The organism is Streptomyces sp. NPDC031064 (assembly GCF_055570965.1).
Genome location: NZ_JBVIGF010000010.1, coordinates 41,547 through 62,794, shown reverse-complemented (window position 1 = coordinate 62,794; position 21,248 = coordinate 41,547). Strand labels below are relative to the sequence as shown.

The 21,248-nt window shown below is 70.6% G+C and carries 7 protein-coding genes; all 7 read left to right on the top strand.

What is annotated here, in order from left to right:
- The first annotated feature begins 888 nt into the window (after nucleotides 1–888).
- The 7 genes from ACZ46W_RS30790 to ACZ46W_RS30760 all read left to right on the top strand — a co-directional run bounded on the left by ACZ46W_RS30790 (nucleotide 889) and on the right by ACZ46W_RS30760 (nucleotide 20,935).
- Nucleotides 889–3,153 carry a chymotrypsin family serine protease gene (locus ACZ46W_RS30790; RefSeq protein WP_468344514.1) on the top strand — a complete coding sequence of 755 codons (2,265 nt, stop codon included), beginning with the start codon at nucleotides 889–891 and terminating at the stop codon, nucleotides 3,151–3,153.
- Entirely contained in the window at nucleotides 3,150–4,829 is a 1,680-nt protein-coding gene (locus tag ACZ46W_RS30785; protein ID WP_468344511.1) for a hypothetical protein, read from the top strand. Before ACZ46W_RS30790 ends, ACZ46W_RS30785 begins: the two co-directional genes overlap by 4 nt.
- Nucleotides 4,826–9,427 (top strand): DUF6603 domain-containing protein, encoded by a 4,602-nt coding sequence (locus tag ACZ46W_RS30780; RefSeq protein WP_468344508.1) that lies wholly within the window; start codon nucleotides 4,826–4,828, stop codon nucleotides 9,425–9,427. Before ACZ46W_RS30785 ends, ACZ46W_RS30780 begins: the two co-directional genes overlap by 4 nt.
- A gap of 64 nt (nucleotides 9,428–9,491) precedes the next feature.
- Nucleotides 9,492–10,667 carry a Kelch repeat-containing protein gene (locus ACZ46W_RS30775; protein ID WP_468344505.1) on the top strand — a complete coding sequence of 392 codons (1,176 nt, stop codon included), beginning with the start codon at nucleotides 9,492–9,494 and terminating at the stop codon, nucleotides 10,665–10,667.
- A complete protein-coding gene (locus ACZ46W_RS30770) occupies nucleotides 10,664–13,873 on the top strand; it encodes a DNA polymerase III subunit gamma/tau domain-containing protein (RefSeq protein ID WP_468344502.1) in 3,210 nt (1,069 codons plus the stop codon). Before ACZ46W_RS30775 ends, ACZ46W_RS30770 begins: the two co-directional genes overlap by 4 nt.
- A complete protein-coding gene (locus tag ACZ46W_RS30765) occupies nucleotides 13,870–19,134 on the top strand; it encodes a hypothetical protein (protein ID WP_468344499.1) in 5,265 nt (1,754 codons plus the stop codon). The genes ACZ46W_RS30770 and ACZ46W_RS30765 overlap by 4 nt, the downstream gene beginning before the upstream one ends.
- Complete coding sequence (locus ACZ46W_RS30760) at nucleotides 19,127–20,935, top strand: hypothetical protein (RefSeq protein ID WP_468344496.1); 1,809 nt, start codon at nucleotides 19,127–19,129, stop codon at nucleotides 20,933–20,935. The genes ACZ46W_RS30765 and ACZ46W_RS30760 overlap by 8 nt, the downstream gene beginning before the upstream one ends.
- Nucleotides 20,936–21,248: the final 313 nt, after the last annotated feature.

Here is a 21,248-nt window from a genome sequence, read left to right as displayed (position 1 = left end):
AGGGGAGTTGACCAGGCCGCAGGGGAAGGCATGGAAGCCTGTGGCCCCCCGCGGTGCCCCGGGCGGGGCCGCGATCGACCGCCTCCTCGCTGCCCGCCACCTCACGACCGACGGCATCGAAGACGCCATCCCCGTTGAGACCGGTGAACGCCCCTGACCGGCGCGCTACACGGCGGAGGCCCGGACCCATCCACGGGTGCGGCTCCCCGCCATCAGTCCTGGTGCGGCACGCCGGCGCTGTCCGGGACGACAGTCATCCCCGGCGCCGTAGGCCAGGTCGGCCACCGGTCGTCATCCGCCGTGCGACCCTCGCACGCGTCCCGGAACTCCCACGCATGGTGCTACTGGGTCTGCCGCCGCTCGGTGTACTGCTTCAGGCGGCACGACGGCGCTCGAACGATGGCCGTGACACCATCGCCCGCCCCATCGTGATCTTCCCCGGCCGGAAGCGGAGGTCCAGGGCGCGACGAAACGGCACACCTGCCCGAAGTGTGATGCCCAGCCCGGCTCGCCGTTCCGCTCATACGGCGGCGCCGTCGCCTTCGCCTACGAAGAAGGCGCTGCGGGTGCCTGCCCCCGCCGACAGCGCGGACATCCGCACCGGGTACGCCTGGTGCTCGACGCTCGGGCAGGAACCCGAGTCCCGGCTCGACGCGCTCAGCCAGAAGTGAACGAAGCCAGGACGAGGTGGTCCCATGCCGCCCTGTTCGCCGTTCGCTGTCGCGGCCCGCCTCGAGCGCCGCCTTGTCCGCCATGCCATCAGTCCGACCGGCCCGTGCGCCGCTCGTACGCCGGACCACCCGAACCACGTGTCCACAAGCCCCTCACCCGTTCAGTGGCTTGTACCCGGATATGTCAGCTTATGGAATGGCATGCACTGCTAGGGTGATGAATGACCCGATCGACCACGGCAAGCAAGGTGATCCGATGACGACTGCCGCGATCGGGCGGCGCGCGGTACCACATTCGAGTTCGCCCAGCGTCGATGCGGGGAACCAGGTGACGCGCGGCAAGCACGGTCAGTACGACCACGGCACGGCCGGGCTGATCGTCAGGGAGTCCGGCGGACAGGGCCGGTACGTCCTGACGTGCGCCCATGTCCTCGGCCCGCCGTTGGCCTTGCAGGGAGCACCGGACGCCGATCTCGTGTACTCGCCGGAACTGAGCACCTGCTGCGGAGCCGAATGCAACAACCCCGTCGGCACAGTGGTGTCACGCACCCTGCAGCCGCTGGACGACAAGGCGATTCAGAGCAAGGTCACGATCGGTCAGGTCCACTTCGCCGTGGACGCCTCTCTCATCGGGCTGGATGCGAAGACCAACGCCTCGAACGATGTACCCAAGATCGGCAAGCTCGCCGGTGTGCGTGACCTCATCACGGAGTGGTCGCTGTCCGCCGCCGAGCCGTCGGAAGCGAACCTGCCCGCCGACCGGCAGATTCCGGTGCAGAAGTACGGTGCGAAGACCCAGCACACCCGCGGCAGGATCGCCGCGCTGAAGCGCGTGCAGATCAAGGAGCTGGTCGGCAGCCAGGTCGTTATCGGGCAGGCGTGGGTTTTCGAGGTCGAGGCGGTGACACCCGCCGGCCAGGGGCAACCGGTCACCGAGTACAAGCTGGACATGGAACGGTACAAGACGCAGGATCCCTCGATCACCCCGGAAAAAATCAGGGACCAGTTCACCAACTCGGGCCTGACCGTTACTGTCGGCGGCTCCGCCGGCAGCCCCACCCTCGTCGTCCGGGGGGCGAAGTTCTCGCAGCGCGGGGACTCCGGCGCGCCGATCGTCGATGACAGCCGTAAGGTGGTCGGCATCCTCACCAACGGCGTCCTCCAGCCGATCCTCGTCCAGGGTCAGAGCGCGCCGGAGGAAATTCTGACCGGTCGGTCGCAGGGCATCTTCATTGCCGCCGCCTTCAAGCACCTGAATGTCGAGATGGTTCCATCCGGCCGGGGCACCGCGGGCCGGTCGCGCGCGGTGCCGGGCATGCCGATCGCACGGGGCGGCCAACCGCCAGTGGACTGGTCGGCGGTCCACGCGGCGTGGAGCACCCTGGAAAGCAGTGACGAGGGACGTCGACTGGGCCCGTTGGTCCGTCGCCACATGGATGAGATCCGCCATCTGGTGCATCACAACCGCCGCGTGATGGTCACATGGCACCGCCACCAGGGGCCGGCGTTCGTCAACACCGCCCTGCGCAACGCCGACCAGCCGACATGGCCACTGCCCGAGGCCATTGACGGTGTCAGGCCGGTGGACGCCCTGCGTGCGATGCGCGATGTGCTCCTGGCCGAGGGCAGCGCGGCCCTGCGCGACGACATCGCCGCCTATCAGGAACACGTACTGGACCTGGCGCAGCGCACAACTTCACTGCATGCCCTACTCGACCTGCCGCGCCACCCGGATGTCTCGGATACGTCGGCCCCGGTCTGGTCACCGGGTTTGCGGATTGTCAATGCGCAGGGAGTACCGGGTGTCGCCGGTGCGCTCGTGCGCGACGCCGCGGGCCGGCCCCATCTGCTGGCCAACCACCATGTTGTCCTGGGCGCCGGAGCGCGGGCCGGTGACATCGTCTGGGCTCTGCCGCCGTCCGTCGACGGGGAGGACTACGCGGGGCAGGCCGAACCGGTCCGGCTCGGGCCTGCCCGTCGAGGCCACCTCGGCCGGGTGAACTTCGCCGGCGAGGACTGTTTCGTCGACGGCGCGCTCATCGAGCTGGACGGGACGCAGGACTATCCAGGCTGGTTGCGGCATGCCCTGGCTCGTGGCTGGCCCACGATGGTCACCCGGCCGGAACCGGGCGTCGACGTGTGCAAGCACGGGCCGGCCACCGGCTTCACGGAGGGCACTCTCCTCGATGTCGCCTACCCCGACCGGCCGTTCATCGACGGCCGCGAGTGGACCGCACCCGGGCAGTTGCTCGTCGGATCACACGATCCCGCCCTGGCATTCTCCGCACCCGGCGACTCCGGCGCGGCGCTGCTGGACGGACAGCTCCGCGTCGTCGGCCTGCTGTGGGGCGCCACGGCCAACGGCGACGGTGTCGCCTGCCCCATTGAGCCGTTGCTGCAGCGCCTCGACGTCACCCTCGTGGCGGGCACCATGCCGGCCGATGCCGATTGTGCCGAGACGGTACGGGAGGGAGCACCATGAGCACGGTCGGAGGACGGCGGGCGCTCCTGCCACAGGTGCACCGAATGCTGCAGGGCGTACCGGGCGTGGTCGGGGTGGGCCTGGGCGTCGGCGCCGGCCCGGACACCACGCCGGTGTGGCGGGTGTACGTCAGCGAGGGTCAGGAAGGCGGCGGCGTACCGGACAGGGTCCTGGGACTGCCCACCCATGTGGTCGTGGAACGCCGGGCCACCGCCACCGCGGGGCCGCCGTTCATCTCCGCGGGGGCCAGCATCGAGACCAATCACAACAAGGGGCCGGGGGCCCTGGGGTGCTTCGCCCGTGACGTGAACGGCATGCCGGTCATGCTGAGCTGTTCCCATGTCCTGTTCCCGGGCTTCAGAGTCATCGACAAACTGGCCGTCCACTCGCCCGACTACAGCTCATGCTGTTCTGGGGGCCAGCGGGTCGGACGGCCGGTCTACGACCCGAACCGGAAGGCGCAGCCTGCGGAGGGCGGTGACTGGGTCGGCGGTTACCACGACGGCACGTGGACCGGCGGCTTCAACTGGATTCCGGCGAAGGTCCGTGTCATGGGCACCGTGGTGAACGGCCATGCCAGTGAGACGGACTGTGCGGTGGCACGGCTGGATCCCGGAGTCAAGTTCCACAACGCTTGGCAGGTGGCCATCGGCGGCTCGGTGGTCAGCATCCCGATCAGGGGAGCCGTCACCGAAGGGCTGGGCGTCGTCAAGGGCCCTCCGTTGGGCACCTTGCCGAGCCATGCGCAGTATGTGCGAATCTACAACGCGGTCAACGGTCGCTTGAAGTTCGGCACGATGCTGAGCAATTCGCTGTCCGAGCCCGATGTCGCAGATCCTGACCGGCTCATCTTCCGGTTCGGGATCTCCGACCCGGGCGACCGCGGAAGCGGCATCAAGACGAACGTCAACCAGTTCTTGATCCTGCCGCGGCCCAGCCCGGTGCCCGGGCAGTCACTGAGCGACAGTTACCGCAACGGCGAGGAGCTGACCTTCGAGGGCGGCGACTCGGGCAGCCTGGTGATCAACCACGAAAACCTCGCTGTCGCGATGATCATCCGCGCGGGCCCGCTCGAGCAGTACTTCAAGATCGACCGATCCGCGTTGGAATTCGCCAGTATCGGCAACATCGGCATCGCCACCCCCATCCAGAAGGTGCTCGACCACCTCCAGATCACAATCCCCCGCGTCGATGACGGCTGGTCCGATACCGCGCCCAGCGCCGGCGACACGATCCATATCTTCCCCGACCGGCCGGAGTCCGCCGTCGAGCTGGCCCAGCGGCGCGGCGTGGAGCGGCTGCGCGACGAGCTTCGTACGAGCGTCCGCGGGCGGCTGCTGCTGGGCAAGATCAGACAGCACCGGGCCGAGGCGCGGAAGCTGATCACCTCGGTGCGCCCCGTCGCCGCCGCCTGGCGGGTCATGCAGGGAGCGGCGTTCTACCACCACTGCGTACAGAGCGTCCGTGCCCCCGGACACAGCATCCCGACCGTCATCAACGGGGTGACACGTGCCCAACTGGTCGAGACGATGCTGCCACTGCTCGTCCAGCACGCCGGTCCCCGGCTGAGCCGGGACCTCGAACGCTACATCCCGATGGTCGCCGAGGCGCTGCTGCCGGTGGACACCATCCAGGACGTGCCGGCGGCGCTCGCCCGCCCGGGACGGCGGACATGAGCGGCGAGCGCGGCACCTTGGACGGGCTGGTCGGCCAGCTTGCCGCGCTGCTGTCGCCGCTGAGTGGGCTGACGCCCGCGGGGGCGCGGGAGTTCCTCGCCGATGTGGGTCTGCCACTGACGGACGCGCAGACGGCCTCCATCGCTCCCACGCTGAGCACCACCACCGGGTCTGTTGGCTTCCTCGTCGAGTTGCTGCGGGGGTTGCAGGAGGCGATCGACGCCGAGCGGTGGGACGAGGTCCTGCGCCGGGTCTTGCAAGCCGGAGGCCAGATCAATGCTGTCGTCTCCGGATTCGACGGGCTGAAGACCTCGCTCGCGGGCCTGAACCTGCCCGGCGCGGAGCCCATCCTGGCCAACCTGCCGGAGCGCTTGTTCAACCTGCTGCTCGCCCGCTTCCTGGGGGGCAATCAGGGTGTCAACGAGCTGCTGGAGTTCTTGGGTGTCCTCGTGCGCACCGACCGGAACGTCGGCCCGATCGATCCGCAGAAGCCGTTCTTCACCGAGAACGAGTTCCACCTCGACCGGATCGGCGGCTGGCTGCGCGAGCCGAACGTCCATCTGGGCGCGTTGTACGACTGGGGCGCACCTGGGTTCGACGGCTCCAAGGTCCTGACCGTGCTGGACCGGCTCGCCGCCTACGCCGGGCTGCCGTCGCTGTACGACAAGACCGCCACGCCCCCCACCCTGGACCTGCTCTTCGCCTCCCTCACACCGCGGACCGGCCTCGATCCGCGTGGCATGGCGGTGGAACTGCCCCAGGGATTGACGAAGGGAACGATCGAGCGCAGCGGTGAACACTGGACGCTCACGCTGCGGCTGGACGCCGACGTACCGGCGGACACCACGCTGGTGTTCCAGCCGGGCAAGGCCCGGATCGAGCCGCCGCAGGGCGCGACCGTGCAGGGCACGGCCGAAGTCGTTCACAGCTACCGCCGCGAGCCCGGCGATCCCGTACCGCTGCTGTCACTGCCCGGCGGAAGCCGGGTGACGGCCGAGCAGATCGATGTGGTCCTCCGGCTTCGGGCCAGGCCCGACGGAACCCTCGAAACCCAGCTCGGCGCACTGCTGCAGCGCGGCAAGGTGCACATCCACCTCGACGGTGGTGACGGGTTCGTGGCCACGCTGCTGGGCGGGGTGCGGATCGAGAGCGACTTCGAACTGGGCGCCGCGTTCAGCCCGTCCGACGGGCTGCGCTTCGAGGGCAGCGGCGGTCTGGAGATCCAGCTCGCCTCCCACATCAGTCTCGGCCCGGTCGACCTGTCCGCGCTCACCCTGCTCCTCGGCGTACAGGACACCACCTTCACCCTCGGCCTCACCACGGATGTGAAGGCCGCCCTCGGCCCGGTCACGGCGGCTGTCCAGGGGCTGGGCACCGAGATCCCGCTCGTTCTGGCGCCCGGCGGCCAGGGCAACCTCGGCCCCATCGACGTACGGCCCCGGTTCAAGGCACCCAAGGGCGTCGGCCTGTCCATGGATCTGGACGTCGTCCGCGGAGGCGGCTTCCTGTACTACGACCCCGACCGCGGCGAGTACGCGGGATCCCTGGAGTTCCAGCTCGCCGGGTTCATCGACGTGAAGGCGATCGGACTCATCTCCACCCGGATGCCGGACGGTTCGCAAGGGTTCTCACTGCTGATCATCCTCACGGCCGAGTTCGGCGGGATCGGCCTGCAGTTGGGGTACGGGTTCACCCTGCTCGCGGTGGGCGGACTGCTCGGCCTGCATCGAGGCATGAACCTCGGTGCCCTGGCGGAAGGCGTGCGCACCGGCACCGTCGAGTCGGTCATGTTCCCCAAGGACGTGGTGTCCAACGCGCCGCGCGTCCTCAGCGATCTGCGCGCCTTCTTCCCTCCCGAGCAGGGGACGTTCCTGGTCGGTCCCATGGCGAAGATCGGCTGGGGCACGCCCACGCTCATCAGTGTCTCCCTCGGAGTCGTCCTCGAAATCCCGGGGAACGTCGCGATCATCGGTGTGCTGCGCTGCATCCTGCCGAGCAAAGAGCTGCCGCTGCTGGTCCTGCAGGTCAACTTCGTCGGCGCGCTCGAGTTCGACAAGCAGCGCCTGTGGTTCTACGCCCAGTTGTTCGAGTCCCGCATCCTGCTCATGACGATCGAGGGCGGGATGGGCCTGCTGGTCGGCTGGGGGAGGGGAGACCTGGTCCTGTCGGTCGGCGGGTTCCACCCGTCCTTCACCCCGCCGCCGCTGCCGTTCCCGGTACCACCGCGCATTTCGGTCGACATCATCAACCGGCCCCTCGCCCGCATCCGCGTGTCGGGCTACTTCGCCGTCACCAGCAACACCGCGCAGTTCGGCGCCCGAGCCGAACTCGCCCTCGGCTTCGAGGAATTCGGGCTCCACGGACACCTCGCCTTCGACGCGCTGTTCCGGTTCTCGCCCTTCGCGTTCGTCATCGACGTCACGGCCGGCGTCTCGCTCAAGGCCTTCGGTGTCGGACTGTTCAGCATTCACCTGAGGTTCCAACTGGAGGGCCCGGCGCCATGGCGGGCGCGGGGGCGCGGCTCGATCTCGCTGCTGTTCTTCGACATCTCCGTGGACTTCGACCTGACCTGGGGGGACAGTCACAATCCCACCCTGCCGCCGGTCGACGTCCTGCCTCTGCTCAGCGACGAGATCGGCAAGGCGGAGGGCTGGCAGACCCAGCTGCCGACAGGCGGGACGAATGCCCTGGTCAACCTGCGGACGCTGCCCAGCACGGACCGTCTGGTGCTGCACCCGCTGGGCACGCTGTTCATCCGGCAGCGCCTCATCCCGCTCAATGTGCGCCTCGACCGCGTCGGCGCCCAGCGACCGCGCGACGGCAAGCGGTTCGCCATCGAGCCCGTACCCGACAGCGGCCTGGTGCGGGTGTCGGTCCCCGACGACAAGTTCGCCATGGCCCAGTTCCAGGACATGGACGACGCGGCGAAGCTGTCCCGCCTGCCGTACGAGGACCAGGACGCGGGCCTCGAACTGGCCGCAGTCCAAGGAGCCCTCGCGTCCGCGCGCGCCGTGCGCCGCAGCGCCAGGTACGAACTCATCGTGACCGACAGCAAGGCCCGCCGGGCGGCGGCCGCCCGGGCCGTGAACGGAATGCGCCTGCCGGACACGACCACGGCCACCACGGCGAAAAGGCTCTGCAGGGTCAGTCCGGCCGTCTTCCAGCACCTCCTCGACGGCAGCAGCACCAGCCGCTCCTCCCTGTCGCGGCACGAGGCCGCCCTCCGCCAGCCGTACGCCGCGGACGACACCCTCCAACTGACGGGGCAACGCTTCGTCGTCGCCCACAAGCGCAACAATCAGCAGGCGTTCCCACCCGGTACCGCGACGTCTCAAGTGGGCGGGGGACCGGCGAGCTTCCGCAGCCGGACGACGGCCGACGAGGCACTCGTCGAATGGGTGGAGCAGGACCCCGCCCTCGCCGGAACGCTGCACGTCATCCCCGAGTCCGAAGCGACCGGCGCCACCGCGGTCCCCGGTGGCTGGTCCAACACCGCGGCGATGCCTTCCACCGTCGGCGCGGACTCGTCCACGGACGCCGCCGTACTGCTCTCCGGCAGCCGGGTACTGGTCGCGGGCGGCGCGGACAGTACCGGCGCCGCACTCGCCGACAGCACGCTGTTCGACCCTGTGACCGGTACGTGGACGCAGGCCGACAGTCTGAAGACCGGCCGCCGTCTGCACACCCTGACCAAGCTCCGTGACGGCCGCGTACTGGCCTTCGGCGGCCTGGGGGCCGACGGGACAGCCTTGTCCTCGGCCGAGCTCTACGATCCGCTCGCCGCCCGCTGGACCGTCGGCCCGACGAGCACACGCCCCAGCGTCCCCCGGTGGGGGCACTGCGCCACGCTCCTGGACAACCAGAAGGTACTCATCACCGGCGGCACGGGCACCCGCGCCCAGGGCGTGGGCGCGCTGACCTCCGCGGAGCTGTACGACCCGGCGACCGGGCAGTGGGAGGACGCCAAGCCGATGACCGACGCCCGCACCGGGCACCAGGCCGTGAAGCTCCGCAGCGGTCGGGTCCTCGTCATCGGTGGCGCGCTGCTCACCGGCCGCGGCCGGGCCGCGCTCGCCCACTGCGAGCTCTACGACCCCGCCACCGGAACCTGGACGCCCACCGGGAGCCTCACCACGGAGCGCGTCGGGCACCAGGCGACGCTCCTGTCCGACGGCCGGGTACTCGTCACCGGCGGTGACACCGTCACCGGCCGCCCCGGCGGCACGTACCGCGCCGGGAGCCTGGACAGCGCCGAGCTCTACGACCCCACCGCCGGCGTGTGGACGCCGGTCGCCCGCATGCCCGGTGGGCGCAGCCGCCACCGTGCCGTCCTGCTCCCGACGGGCAAGGTACTCGTCCTTGGCGGTACGGGCGGCCCGCGCTTCCACGCCGGTTACCGCGACGCGGCCACCTACGATCCCGCCGCCGACGCCTGGAGCCGTACCGGCGCCCTCACCACCGGCCGCTGGGACTTCGCCGCGCTGGTCCTGGCCGACGGGCGCGTCCTCGCCGCGGGCGGCCGGGTCCTGACCGGAGCGGCGGCTCCCGGCCAAGGGCGTGACGTCCTGACGGCCACGGCGGAGATCTTCACCCCATGAGCCCCTGCAGTACCGGGCCCCTGACGCCGATGCACTCGATGAACGCGATGAAAGGTTTGCGGCCATGACCAGCACCACCTTGGCGGCCATGGGCCGGTGGACCGGCACCGGTGCCCTGCCGTCGGCCGCCGCCTGGTACGGCCGGCACGACCACGCGGTCGTCCTCACCGACAACAAGGTCCTTGTCATGGGCGGGCAGGACGGATCGGCCGCGGCGCTCGCCGACGCCGCGGTCTACGACCCGAGTACCAAGACATGGACCGCCACCGGAAACCTCCGGACGCCCCGGCGGCTGCACACCGCGACCCGACTGCCCGACGGCAAGGTCCTGGTCGCCGGCGGGATCAGCGGATCGGCACAGTTCCCGGCGCCGGGCCTGGCCGCGGCCGAGATCTACGACCCGGTGGCGGGCACCTGGAGCAGCACGGGAAGCATGCACACCGCCCGCTGGGGCCACAGCGCCGTGCTGGTGGGCACCAAGGTCCTCGTCGCGGGGGGCACGACCATCCGCTCCGCCCAGTCGGTGAAGGCGCTGCGCTCCGCCGAGTTGTACGACCCGGCCTCCGGGACCTGGACCGAGACGGGGGTCATGACCGACGCCCGCAGCGGCCACCCTGCCGTGGTGCTGGCCAACGGCCGGGTTCTGGTCGTCGGCGGCACCGTGCCCACGGCCCGCGACGAGGACACCGCCCTGGCGTACTGCGAGGTGTACGACCCCACCGCCGGGACGTGGAGCCCGACCGGCGCGCTGCTCGTGCCGCGCGCCCGGCACCAGGCCACAGTGCTGTCAGGCGGTGCCAGCGTGCTGGTGACCGGGGGCCGCGCGCCCGGCGGATCCGGCGACGGCACCTTCGACCCGTTCAGCCGGGCGAGCGCCGAGCTCTACGTCCAGGACACCGGGACATGGGCCGCCGTACCCGACATGCCCGGGGGACGCGGTCTGCACCGCGCCGTGCCGCTGGGCCAGAGCAGGGTCCTGGTCGTCGGCGGCAGCGACAACGCCCGCGACGACGTCGGATACGCGAGTGCGGTCATCTTCGACATGGCGACCCGTAGCTGGAGGCCTGCGGGGGGCCTGGCGACGGGCAGATGGGCGTTCACGGCCGTCGCGCTGTCGGACAAGCTCGTCCTGGTCGCCGGTGGTGTCGTACGGTCGGGGCTCGCCGCGGCCACGCCGGGCGCGGAGGAGCTGACGACGAGCGCTGAGATCTTCGACGTCGACGCGACGGTCACGACGTGACCGCCAACGCCTACACGTTCCTGCCGTGGCTGCGGTCCGGCATCGCCACCAGGATCACCACCAACCCGGTCGGTACGTCCCGGGCCACCGTTCCGGTGAAGCTGCGGGTCGCCGGTGAGGCCGTCGACGGGGGACCACCGGTCACGCGCGACGTCGAACGGACCGTTCAGATCTACGGGCCGGGCGATGTCATCGGCGTGGATCCCCGGGCGATCTCCCGCACCGAGCCACGGCCGTGGGTCACCAACGTCGAGCCCAACTACCTGGCGCACATCGAGTTCTACGACGAGGACTTCCCGTGGCGCTACAGCCCGGCCGCGCCCGACGCCACCACACGCCGACTGCTCCCCTGGCTCGCGCTGGTCGTGCTCGCTGGCGGCGAGGACTCGCGCGCCGACGGCCGGGCCGAGTTCGAGGACGGCACCGCCGCCGGCCGGCCGCTGCCGTTCATCACCGTGACCAAACCGGATGCCCTGCCCCCGTCCGGACAACTCGGGGCATGGGCGCACGTACACGTCAACGGCTCGCTCGACGCGCCCGTGTCGTCCGACGACATGGCCAACGTGCTGCCCGCGCTGGGGCAGGTGCTGCGCGACAACGCGGACCGCGCGTGTGCGCGGCTGGTCTGCCCGCGCCGCCTGGACCCGCACACGGGTTATCACGCGTTCCTGGTGCCGGCGTTCGAGACGGGGCGGCTGGCGGGACTCGGCCTGGATCCGGCACGTTCACCGGCGGCGTTGCATCCCGCCTGGAAAGGGGAGTACCCGGGCCAGGAGGCCCCGGGTCAACTTCCCTACTACCACCGCTGGTTCTTCTCCACAGGCAGCGCGGGCGACTTCGAGTACCTCGTACGGCTGCTGGTCCCCAAGGAGCCGCTCGATGCGAGCGTCGGCCGTCGCGACCTCGATGTGCACCGCTCGCCCGGCCCGGGCCTGCCCGGGATCACCGTGCCGGCCGAGTTGGGCGGCGTGCTCAAGCTCGGCGGTGCCCTGAAGATTCCCGAGCGCGTCGCGGACAACTGGGATAAGTGGGATAACCTCCAGGAACTCGGCTTCACGTACCCCCACCCCTTCCAGCAGGCACTGGCCGGTCTGATCAACCTGGCCGACGATTACCTGACGAGGACTCCGGCCACAGCGCACACCGCGCTCACGGCGACGAACCCGGCCGCACCCGCGGGCCAGGTCGACCCGGTCATCACCCCGCCGCTGTACGGGCGCTGGCACGCGCCGGCCTCACGGCTGCTGACCGACCGTAACGGCAACCCGGTCCCGCACAACCGCAACTGGGTGCACCGCCTCAATCTCGACCCGCGCTTCCGGGTCGCGGCGAATCTGGGGGCCGAGGTGGTCCGCAAGCGGCAGGAAGAATTCATGGCTGCCGCCTGGGCGCAGGTTGGCGAGGTACTCGCTGCCAATGCCCGGATCCGCGCGGCCCAACTGGCGCGTGAGGTCGGCGCCGTACTGCAGACCAGGCACCTGGATCCGCCATCGGCACCTGCCAGGGAGCCGGCAGCACCGTCCGGCAGGGCACTGACCCTGACGGCGCCCGCGCACGGACGCGTGGTCACCCGCTTCCCGGCCGCTCAGCCCCCTTCCCCAGCCGAGTCCACGGCCGCACCGCCGGCCGGGCCGGCCGAGCGTGTCGCCGTCGGCTTCCGCGTGGCCGAGAGCCGGGTCACAGCGGCGCCGCTGTCCTCGGCGATGCGCCGCATCACCCGGCCCGGATCACGGCTGATGCGCAGGTTGCCCTTCACCGAGCACCGACCGCCGCAGGCCCTGGTGCCGAGGATGGACGCCGAATCCGGCGGGGTCACCGCAGCCGCCCCGAAGGCGAGGCCTGCCGCCGTCGTCACACCCGCACAGCTCGACCAGGTGCTGCACGGGACAGGCCAGGCGGCGCAGGCCGCGGATCCCGTCGATCTGCTGCCGACGAGCCAGAACTTCCGCCTCACGCTCCCCGGCGACTCCTTCGTCCCCTCGCCCGGTGGTCCGGACAGCCCGGAGGCAGAGGCGTTCAAGGGCGCGTTGCGCGATCTGTACCAGGGCTGGGGCGACGCCGCCCTGGCCGGCCGGACCGGTCCGCGCCGACGGCTGCACGTCACCGACGCCACGGACGCGATGCTGGCCGGCCTGCGCGCCGACGACACCGTGCCCAGACACCTGCTCAGCTCGGTGAAGCTGCCGGAGCGGCTGGCACCCTTCGCCGAGCAGTTTCTGGAGGCCATGGCCTACCCGGTCCTGGACATGCCCATGTACCAGGCGCTGATCGACCAGTCCGTGGACCTGTTCATGCCCAATATCAACCGGGTGCCGCCGAACTCCGTCACCTTGCTGGAGACGGACCAGGAGTTCATCGAGTCCTACCTCGTTGGTCTCAACCATGAGATGGCCCGTGAGCTGCTGTGGCGCGAGTACCCCACCGACCAGCGGGGCACACCCTTCCGGCAGTTCTGGGACGTGCGCGCCGTGCCGTCCCTGCCGGGCGAGACGCCCGAAGAGCGCCGCGAGCGTCTGTACGACATCCCGCCGATCGCCACGTGGACCCGGGAGTCCAAGCTCGGCGGGCACGACAACCGCGACAAGGGCGAGCAGGAGAACGAGCTCGTGCTGGTGATCCGCGGCGAGCTGCTGAAGAAGTACCCGAACGCGGCCGTCTACGCCCATCGGGCCCGCTGGGAACCGAGCAACGCGCAACCCGACCCGACCAAGGAGCGCGTTCCGGTCGAGCTCGTCGATGAGGCGAACCCGTCACATGACGAGATCCGGCTGCCGTTGTACGAGGCCAAGGTCGAGCCCGACATCTACCTGCTCGGTTTCGACCTCACCTCCGACGAGGCCAAGGGCGAGGTGCCCCAGGGCAGCGCGGGCTGGTTCTTCGTCATCAAGGAGAGGCCAGGTGAGCCGCGGTTCGGCCTGGACGTCGCCCCCGCCACCACGCCACAGCGTGTTGAGGTCTGGAACGACCTGTCCTGGCCGGACGTCGCCCCCGGAGGAAAGCGGTTCATCGAACTCGGCGAGAACACCGTCCCCGTCGTGCTTCAGGAGTTCGACCAGCCGACGGAAGACGCCGAGAAGCAGGAACAGCACGTGGAGGATCTGTCCCTCCCCCTCTGGCACGGCGGCCTGAGCTCCGCCGACGTCGCCTACATCCTCTTCCAAGCACCGGTGCTGATGGCCGTACACGCACAGGAGATGCTGCCGTGACCACCTTCGACCCGCGGGCCGCGCTGCAGCTCAGCGACGACTTCCCGGTGCTGCTGGGCCCGGTCCGGATCGAGACCCGGTTCACCGCCACCGAGCTGCTCGTGCGCGTGTTCCCCGACGAGTGGTCGGTCGACGCGTTCGAACCCCGGCCCACCGCCGCCGAGGTCGCCGCGCTCGACGCCTACTGGATCGCGGTGTGGCGGGCCGGCGGTGATCCCGCGGCCGAGTCGGCCGCCTGGCGAGAACTCACCGAGCGCATCCCGGCCGGCCGGGCCGACTGGCTGCTGAGGGCTCGCCGTCCCGCCAATCCGTCCGAGCAGCCCACCGGGGTGCCGCGCGACACCACCGTGCTCGTGGTCGTCACGCCCCAAGCCGTGGCGGCCGACGACCGCGAGCCGACGGTCACGTACTGGACGGCGGTCTGGCGGGCACACGGAGACCGGGCGAGGATCCGCGCCGCCGACGCGGCACTGCTGGCGGCGGTCGGCGTCACGCGCGCGGATGAGACTCGGCGACGGCGTCCGGTCGGTGTGGACACCCCGGCGGCGGGTGCCGGGGACGACGTGCTGGTCACCTTCCTAGTGCTGGCGCCGCTCCCCGAAGAGGACGTCAGCCCCCGGTCGTGGACCCGGGCGGCACGGGCACGGCTGCTGCCCGACCGGTTCACGGCGATCGGGTTCGTCGGCGGCGAACAGGTCTTCTGCGAGCCCGGCAATGCAGTGCCTGCGGAGCTGGCCGTCAGCCCGGATCCGTCATCCGCCGACAAGCCCGAGGTCAACGAGGAGACCGGCGCGCTCAAGGTCCCCGCGGAACTGCGCTGGCTGACGGAGTTCGAGGCCGCCGTCGACGTCGGCATGGGAATCCGGATCGAGCTGAAGGACTCCTTCCGTAACGGTGTCGACCGGCTCCTCGTGTTCGGCGTACGGCAGGACAGCACCGCCCAGCAGACGGCGACCGACCTGGCAGACCTGATCACCCGCCACCTGCGCAGTCCCGCCGGGTTCAGCCTGCTGCCGCAGGGCACGGTGACCAACAACAGCGAGCAGGCCTCCGCCGGCCAGAACCCACACGAGGAAGCCGAGGCCGTGCGGCGCACCACCTACGGAGCGCAGGTCTCCGCCGCCTCCGAGGACTGGGCGGTCAAGACCGACGGCCAGTGGTTCGCCGAACTGCTGGGCCTCGACCCTGCCGTCATGACGGGGGTGGCCAACGCCGACGGGACAGACCAACGCGACGCCCGCGCCGCGAACATTGCTCTGTGGCCGGTGACCTGGGGTTCGTACCTGCAGACCATGCTGCATCCGGTGATCCCGCCCAACGTGGTGGACGAGACCCGCCGGTTCTTCGTCCGGCACGTGTCCGGACGCGGCCCGGTGCCCGCGGTCAAGATCGGACGGCAGCCGTACGGCATCCTGCCCACCACAGCCTTCTCGCGGCTCACCCATCCGCTGACCGCCACGCACCGGCGTGCCCTCAACAGCCTGCTGTCTGCGGCGGCCGAGGACTGGCAGGCTGCCGTCGCACAGGTGTCCTACCTCGGCAAGCACACCGGAGCCGGCACTTCCGCGGCGGATCCGCATCAGATGCTGCTCGACATCCTGGCCCTGCACCCCACCTCGGTGGAGTACTACCAGCGCTACGCGCAGAGTGTCGAAGACATCTATAACCGCGAGAACTTCAACAGCGGCGGCCCCAAGGTGGTGCCCGCCCTGGACAGACTGGACATGCCGCGGCCCATCCGCGATCTGCTGCGCCGGCTGGGCCACACGGGTGCCGCTGCGCCCGATCCCGATCTGATCCGCCGTCTGTTCGTCGAGGAGCAGCACCCCCTGCTGGGGCCCCTCGTCGACGACCGGCCACTGTCGGAGACCGACAAGGTCCGCGGCTACCTTCCGGACGGGCGCAACTACCTGCGGTGGCTGGCCGACCACGCGGGTAGCGACCTCGAGACCATCCGGCTCGAACGGGGCTTCACCGACGACCGGCCCCCTGCGGCGCTGCTGTACCTGCTGCTGCGCCATGCGGTTCTGCTCGGCTGGGAGGACACCGCACGGAAGCTGGCCGCGGCTGCGGGCGAGACCCTGTCCGCCGCTGATCCCCTGTTCATCCACATCCGGAAATCCGCACAGCCCCAGCCCAGCGAGAGCCGCTTCCGCAAGCTGTACTCCGCCGACCCCCGCATCACGAACCACCCCACGAAGCTGGTCGTCGACCACATCCCCGGCATCCTCGGCACCCACCCCGCCACCGAGCATCTGGCCGAGCAGGCCGATGCCCTCGGCCGGCTGGCGGACCTGCCCACCGCACGGCTGGAACGCGTCCTCGCCGAACACCTGGACTGCGCCACCTACCGGCTCGACGCCTGGCGGCTCGGACTGGTCAACGAACGGCTCAGCGAACTGCGGTACGGGCCCGCCGGGACCGACCCGGCACAACAAGGGGTACACCTCGGCGCGTACGGGTGGCTCGAGGACGTCCGGCGGCGGCGCACGCCGCTCGCCGAGGTGCAGCTCAGCGGCAGCCTCGCGGAGCTGTTCCAGCCCGCCGGATCCACCCCCTTGCTGCACGATCCCCGCAGCGGCGGCTACATCCACGCCCCGTCGCCTGCACAGGCGACCACCGCGGCCGTGCTGCGGGCGGGCTACGTCGCCAACGGCTCGCCCGACAACCCGGGCTCCTTCGCCGTCAATCTGAGCTCCGAACGCGTCAGGGTCGCACTCGGCCTCCTGGACGGACTGCGTCAGGGCCAGTCGCTGGGCGCACTGCTCGGCCATCGCTTCGAACGGGGCCTGCACGACCGCCATCCCGAGGCCGAACTGGACAAGTTCCTGCCGGCGCTGCGGGGGGAGTTCCCGCTGCGCTCCGGCAAGCTGTCCGACGCCGGTCCCGGCACGGCCCTGGAGCTGATCGAGGCCCGGAACGTCGTGGACGGCCTCGCGCTGGTCCGCCGAGCGACACGCGAACCGGCCTTCCCGGAATACCCCTTCGGCGCGACCGGGATGCCGGAGGCTACCGAGGCGGAACAGCAGGCCATGAACGCCGAAGTGCGGAACCTGCTCGCCATCCATGACGCGCTGGCCGATCTGGCCGTTGCGGAGGCGGCCCACCAGACCCTCGCCGGAAACACCGAACGTGCCGGTGCCACCCTCGACGCCTACTCCAAGGAGGGCTTCCCGCCCGACCCGGCGGTGGTGCAGACGCCCCGCAGCGGAATCACGCTCACCCACCGGCTGGGCTTGATGCTGACCCCCGGGCTGGGCCCCGACCACGGCTCCGGGATGTTCCAGGGGCGCGGTCCACGGGCCCAGGCCGAGCCGGCCGTCAACGCCTGGCTGCCCACCCTGCTGCCGCACCAGACGAAAGTGGCCGCCGTGGTCAGATGGGAAGACCCGGTCGACAAGGAGCCACGCAGCCGCGTGGTGACGCAGGCCGACATCGGACTGCAACCGATCGACATGCTGTGGGGCGTGCGGCCGAAGGACGACGCGGCGATGACCGACCTCGACGACCGGATCATCGGCTTCGTCGTCGCCAAGGACCGGCCCCGTCCCGACGCCGACCTCACCATCTGTCACACCGAGCGCGTCGACAACAAGGTGACCTTCTTCGAACTCTCCTCCCTCATCACCGCGCTGCGCACGCTGCTCACCACATCGCGACCCCTGCGGCCGACCGACCTGGTGCCGGCCGCCGGAGCCCAGCCCGTCGACCGGAGCATGGACGACTCCGTCTCCCTGTCACGGGCGCGACCCGCCGCGGTCCGCGCGTCCCTGGACAAGCTGCGCCAGGACACCGCCGACTATCTCGCCACCCTGACGCCGCTGTACCCGCAGCCGCCCGCCGAACCCGACCGCACGGCCATCGTCGACGGGATCGACACTTTCCTGACCGGATACGGCCACCTCGTCGTCACAGCCGCCGGCTTCGGCATGGTACGCAGCGGCTGGGGCGAGATGACCCTGTGGCGGCGCGCCGTATACGGCGATGTGCTGGCCGCCGTCAAGCAGACCGCGGACCGCATGGGCCACGCCCTCGCCTCCGCCGACGCCCTGATCGCCGCCTACGACCGGCTGCCCTCCTCGGCGACCACCGACGAGCGCTTCCGGTTGCTGCAACAGGCGGAGTGGCTGCTCACCACCCGGCCGACCACCCCGCGCCCGGCTAAGCCCGCCCAGTTGCGCGCCGCCGTCGGGACCACGCGCACCGCCTTCAACACCCGCCTGCAGGCACTGCGCGCACTGGCCTCGACGACGAGGAAGACGGTCAGCGGACTGCTCGCCGATGTCACCGCACTACTCCCGCTGACCGAGTTCGACCGGACCGGACTGGAGCTGACACCGTTCCACGACCGGATCGTTGCCTTCGGCGCGGACCTCCTGGCTCGGGCACAGGCGCTGCACGGCGAAGTCATCACCCGGCTCGGCGACGCCGACAAGGCCCTGGCCGCCTACGATCAGGCGCTGACCGGCCCGGACCAGGTTCACGCCGCGACCGAGGCGCTCCAGGCGATGCTGGGCGACGACGCCCTCGCCGTACCCGAGTTCACCGCCCCCGATCAGGTCCACTCGGACTGGCGGAAGTCTCTCCACGACAGCGACAAGCTCGTGGCCCACCTGGTCCAGCACCACGGGCGTGACTTTCCGGTCGACGACTGGGTGCACGGCATCGCACGTGTGCGGGACAAGCCGCGGCTGTGGGAACAGGCCGTCCTCCTTGGCGACGCGCTGCGCGGCCCGGGCGGCGGCCTGCTCGGCGATCTCACCGGCTGGGAGGAGCCCGAACTCGTACCGGTCCAACTGCCCTACCGTCAGAACGACCACTGGCTCGGCATGGAGTTCGCGGCGGACACTCTGATCGACGAGGACCGGTTGATGTTCACCGCGCACTACGCACCCGTGCCGGTGGTGGGCGCCAATCGTCACTGCGGTCTGCTGCTCGACGAATGGACGGAAGTCGTCCCGGCACAGAAGGAGACCACCGGTATCGCTCTGCACTACGACAACCCCGACGCCGAACCGCCGCAGGCGATGCTCCTCGTCGCACCGCCGGCGAAGACCGGCACCTGGAGCGGCGACGACCTCATCACGGCGGTCGGTGAAACCCTCGACCTGGCCAAGACGCGAGCCGTAGAGCCGAGCCATCTCGACACCACGGCGTACGCGCATCTGCTGCCGGCGACCGTGATGTCAGCTACCCGGCGGCCGATCACCATCAGCACCGATCTCGCGCTCTGCAACCTGCGAGGAAAGACCCATGTCTGAGCCGCCCCGCATCCGGGACCTGCGTACTGCGCTGGCCGACCGCACGTTCCCCACCGTCGGCCTCTGGAACCGCATCGAGGGCCGGCCCCGTACCACCGACTTCGACCGGGCGCTGCGTGCCGAGGTCCGCGACCCGCTGTGGCTGCTGACCCGGCAGTGGCAGCTCGGGGAGTACCGGGGCACGGACGCGGGCTCCGCGGTGACGGCGACCTACTCAGTGGCCACCACCACCCCGTCCCGCTTCCGGCCCGCCTCGGCCACGGCCGAGAGCCTGCCCGGCGACCGGCCGCTGGAGACGCTGGCCGAACGGCGCGCCCTGCCCTTCGCCTTCGGCACCGACCGGATCTCCTTCGACCTGCGCCTGGCGATCGGACGACGCTGGCTCAAGCTGCTCGGGCGGCGGCTCGGGCTGCGGCACCTGCGCGCCGACTACGTCAAGAAATACTCGATCAAGCTGCCCGACCCCAAAGCGGACACCGACACCCCACGAGTGGCCCACCCGGAGGTTTGGTCGGCACTGCAGGCCGTCGCCGGCCGCCGTATGGACGGCTACGAGCTCTACCGCCACATCAAGGTGGACAACGGCCGTGCCTCGGACGGCATCTCCGTCCCGGCATCGCAGCGCGCCGAGCTCGACAGCCTCGGCACCCGGCTCGTCACCTGGTTCGACGACCTGATCGACCAGCCGGACGACCACGGCACCTGGGACGCCACCCGACTCGAGCACCGGTTCTCCATCGCGGCCGCCGCGGCCGGGGGCGGCGAGAAGGTCCTCACGGCGCAGGAGTATCCTGGCGGCCTGCTGGACTGGCACGCGTTCTCCATCGACCCGGGCGGCCCCCTGGGCGGGACCACCGCGCCACCCGCGCCGGTCAACCGCACGGTGTTCCCCGCGCCGGTCCGGTACGCGGGCATGCCCCTGCCGCGATGGTGGGCACTGGAGGATGGCCGGACCAACTTCGCCGGGGTACAACCGGACAGTACGGACCTGGCACGCCTCATCTTCCTCGAATTCGCCCTCGTCTACAGCAACGACTGGCTCCATCTGCCCTGCGACATGCCGGTCGGGGCACTGGCGTCGATCCGGGGCCTGGCGGTCACCGACGTCTTCGGGCAGCGGCTGTGGATCACTCCGGCCGGCAGCGGCAAGGACGAGGACTGGCAGCGCTGGTCCATGTTCACCCTCGACACAATCGGTGACGAGAACGTCGCCGCGGACACTTCCGTGTTCCTGCCGCCCAGTGTCCCCAAAGTCGCTGAGGGACCGGTGCTGGAGGAGGTCTCCCTGATCCGCGACGAGAACGCCAACATGGTCTGGGGCCTGGAGAAGACCGTCCGGCTGGCCACGGGAGAAGGCCGGCGGGGCAGCGAGGTGGCCGCGGAGGTCCTCGCTCACAGGCAGCGGTTCATCCCCGCCACCGCACCGGACACCCCGCTCGCGCCGATCGCCTACCGGGCCATGAACACCGTCCCGGAGCACTGGATCCCGTTCATCCCCGTACGCGTCCCCGGCAGTGACCGCGCCATCCGCCTGCAACGGGCCGCCCTGCCCAGCGCCATCGACGGCAAGCCGGTGCGGCCCCGCACCAGCCTGTTGCGGGAGGGGTTCGACGCCGGACAGCCCTACTTCATCAACGAGGAGGAGGTGACGCCGGCAGGCACCAGGATCGCCGTCTCCTACAACCGCACCCGCTGGCACAACGGCCGGGTGTCCGTGTGGCTCAGCGCCTGCCGCGGCCTCGGCCGCGGGGAGGGCTCCAGCGGGCTCTCGTTCGACACGCTGGTCGACACCTCCGCCTGACCGACCGGCGGCCGAAGGCACGGGCCACCGGCTCCCCAGCGATCGGAGCATCGGTGCCGAGCATGAGATGGTCCTCCAGCGAAGGGGGCACACAAGCGTGTGCTGGTGTTATCTACGTTCGGAGCCATTCACCGAGGTTGGGCACGTCAGGGAAGTTACGAGCCGGTTCTGCGTCCCGCCCGCTCCGCGGAGCAACAGGTAGGTCTGGACTGGGCCCCGCCGGATCGAGCTGGCCTCGGTCCTCATCGCCTCTCTCGCCCGGATTGCTGGGCGGCCGCCGCCGACCGAGCCGCGCACCGCCGTGAGCCTGACG

Coding starts and splice junctions, on each gene's coding strand:
- ACZ46W_RS30790 (WP_468344514.1), top strand. CDS start 889: ATGAATGACCCGATCGACCACGGCAAGCAAGGTGATCCGATGACGACT.
- ACZ46W_RS30785 (WP_468344511.1), top strand. CDS start 3,150: ATGAGCACGGTCGGAGGACGGCGGGCGCTCCTGCCACAGGTGCACCGA.
- ACZ46W_RS30780 (WP_468344508.1), top strand. CDS start 4,826: ATGAGCGGCGAGCGCGGCACCTTGGACGGGCTGGTCGGCCAGCTTGCC.
- ACZ46W_RS30775 (WP_468344505.1), top strand. CDS start 9,492: ATGACCAGCACCACCTTGGCGGCCATGGGCCGGTGGACCGGCACCGGT.
- ACZ46W_RS30760 (WP_468344496.1), top strand. CDS start 19,127: ATGTCTGAGCCGCCCCGCATCCGGGACCTGCGTACTGCGCTGGCCGAC.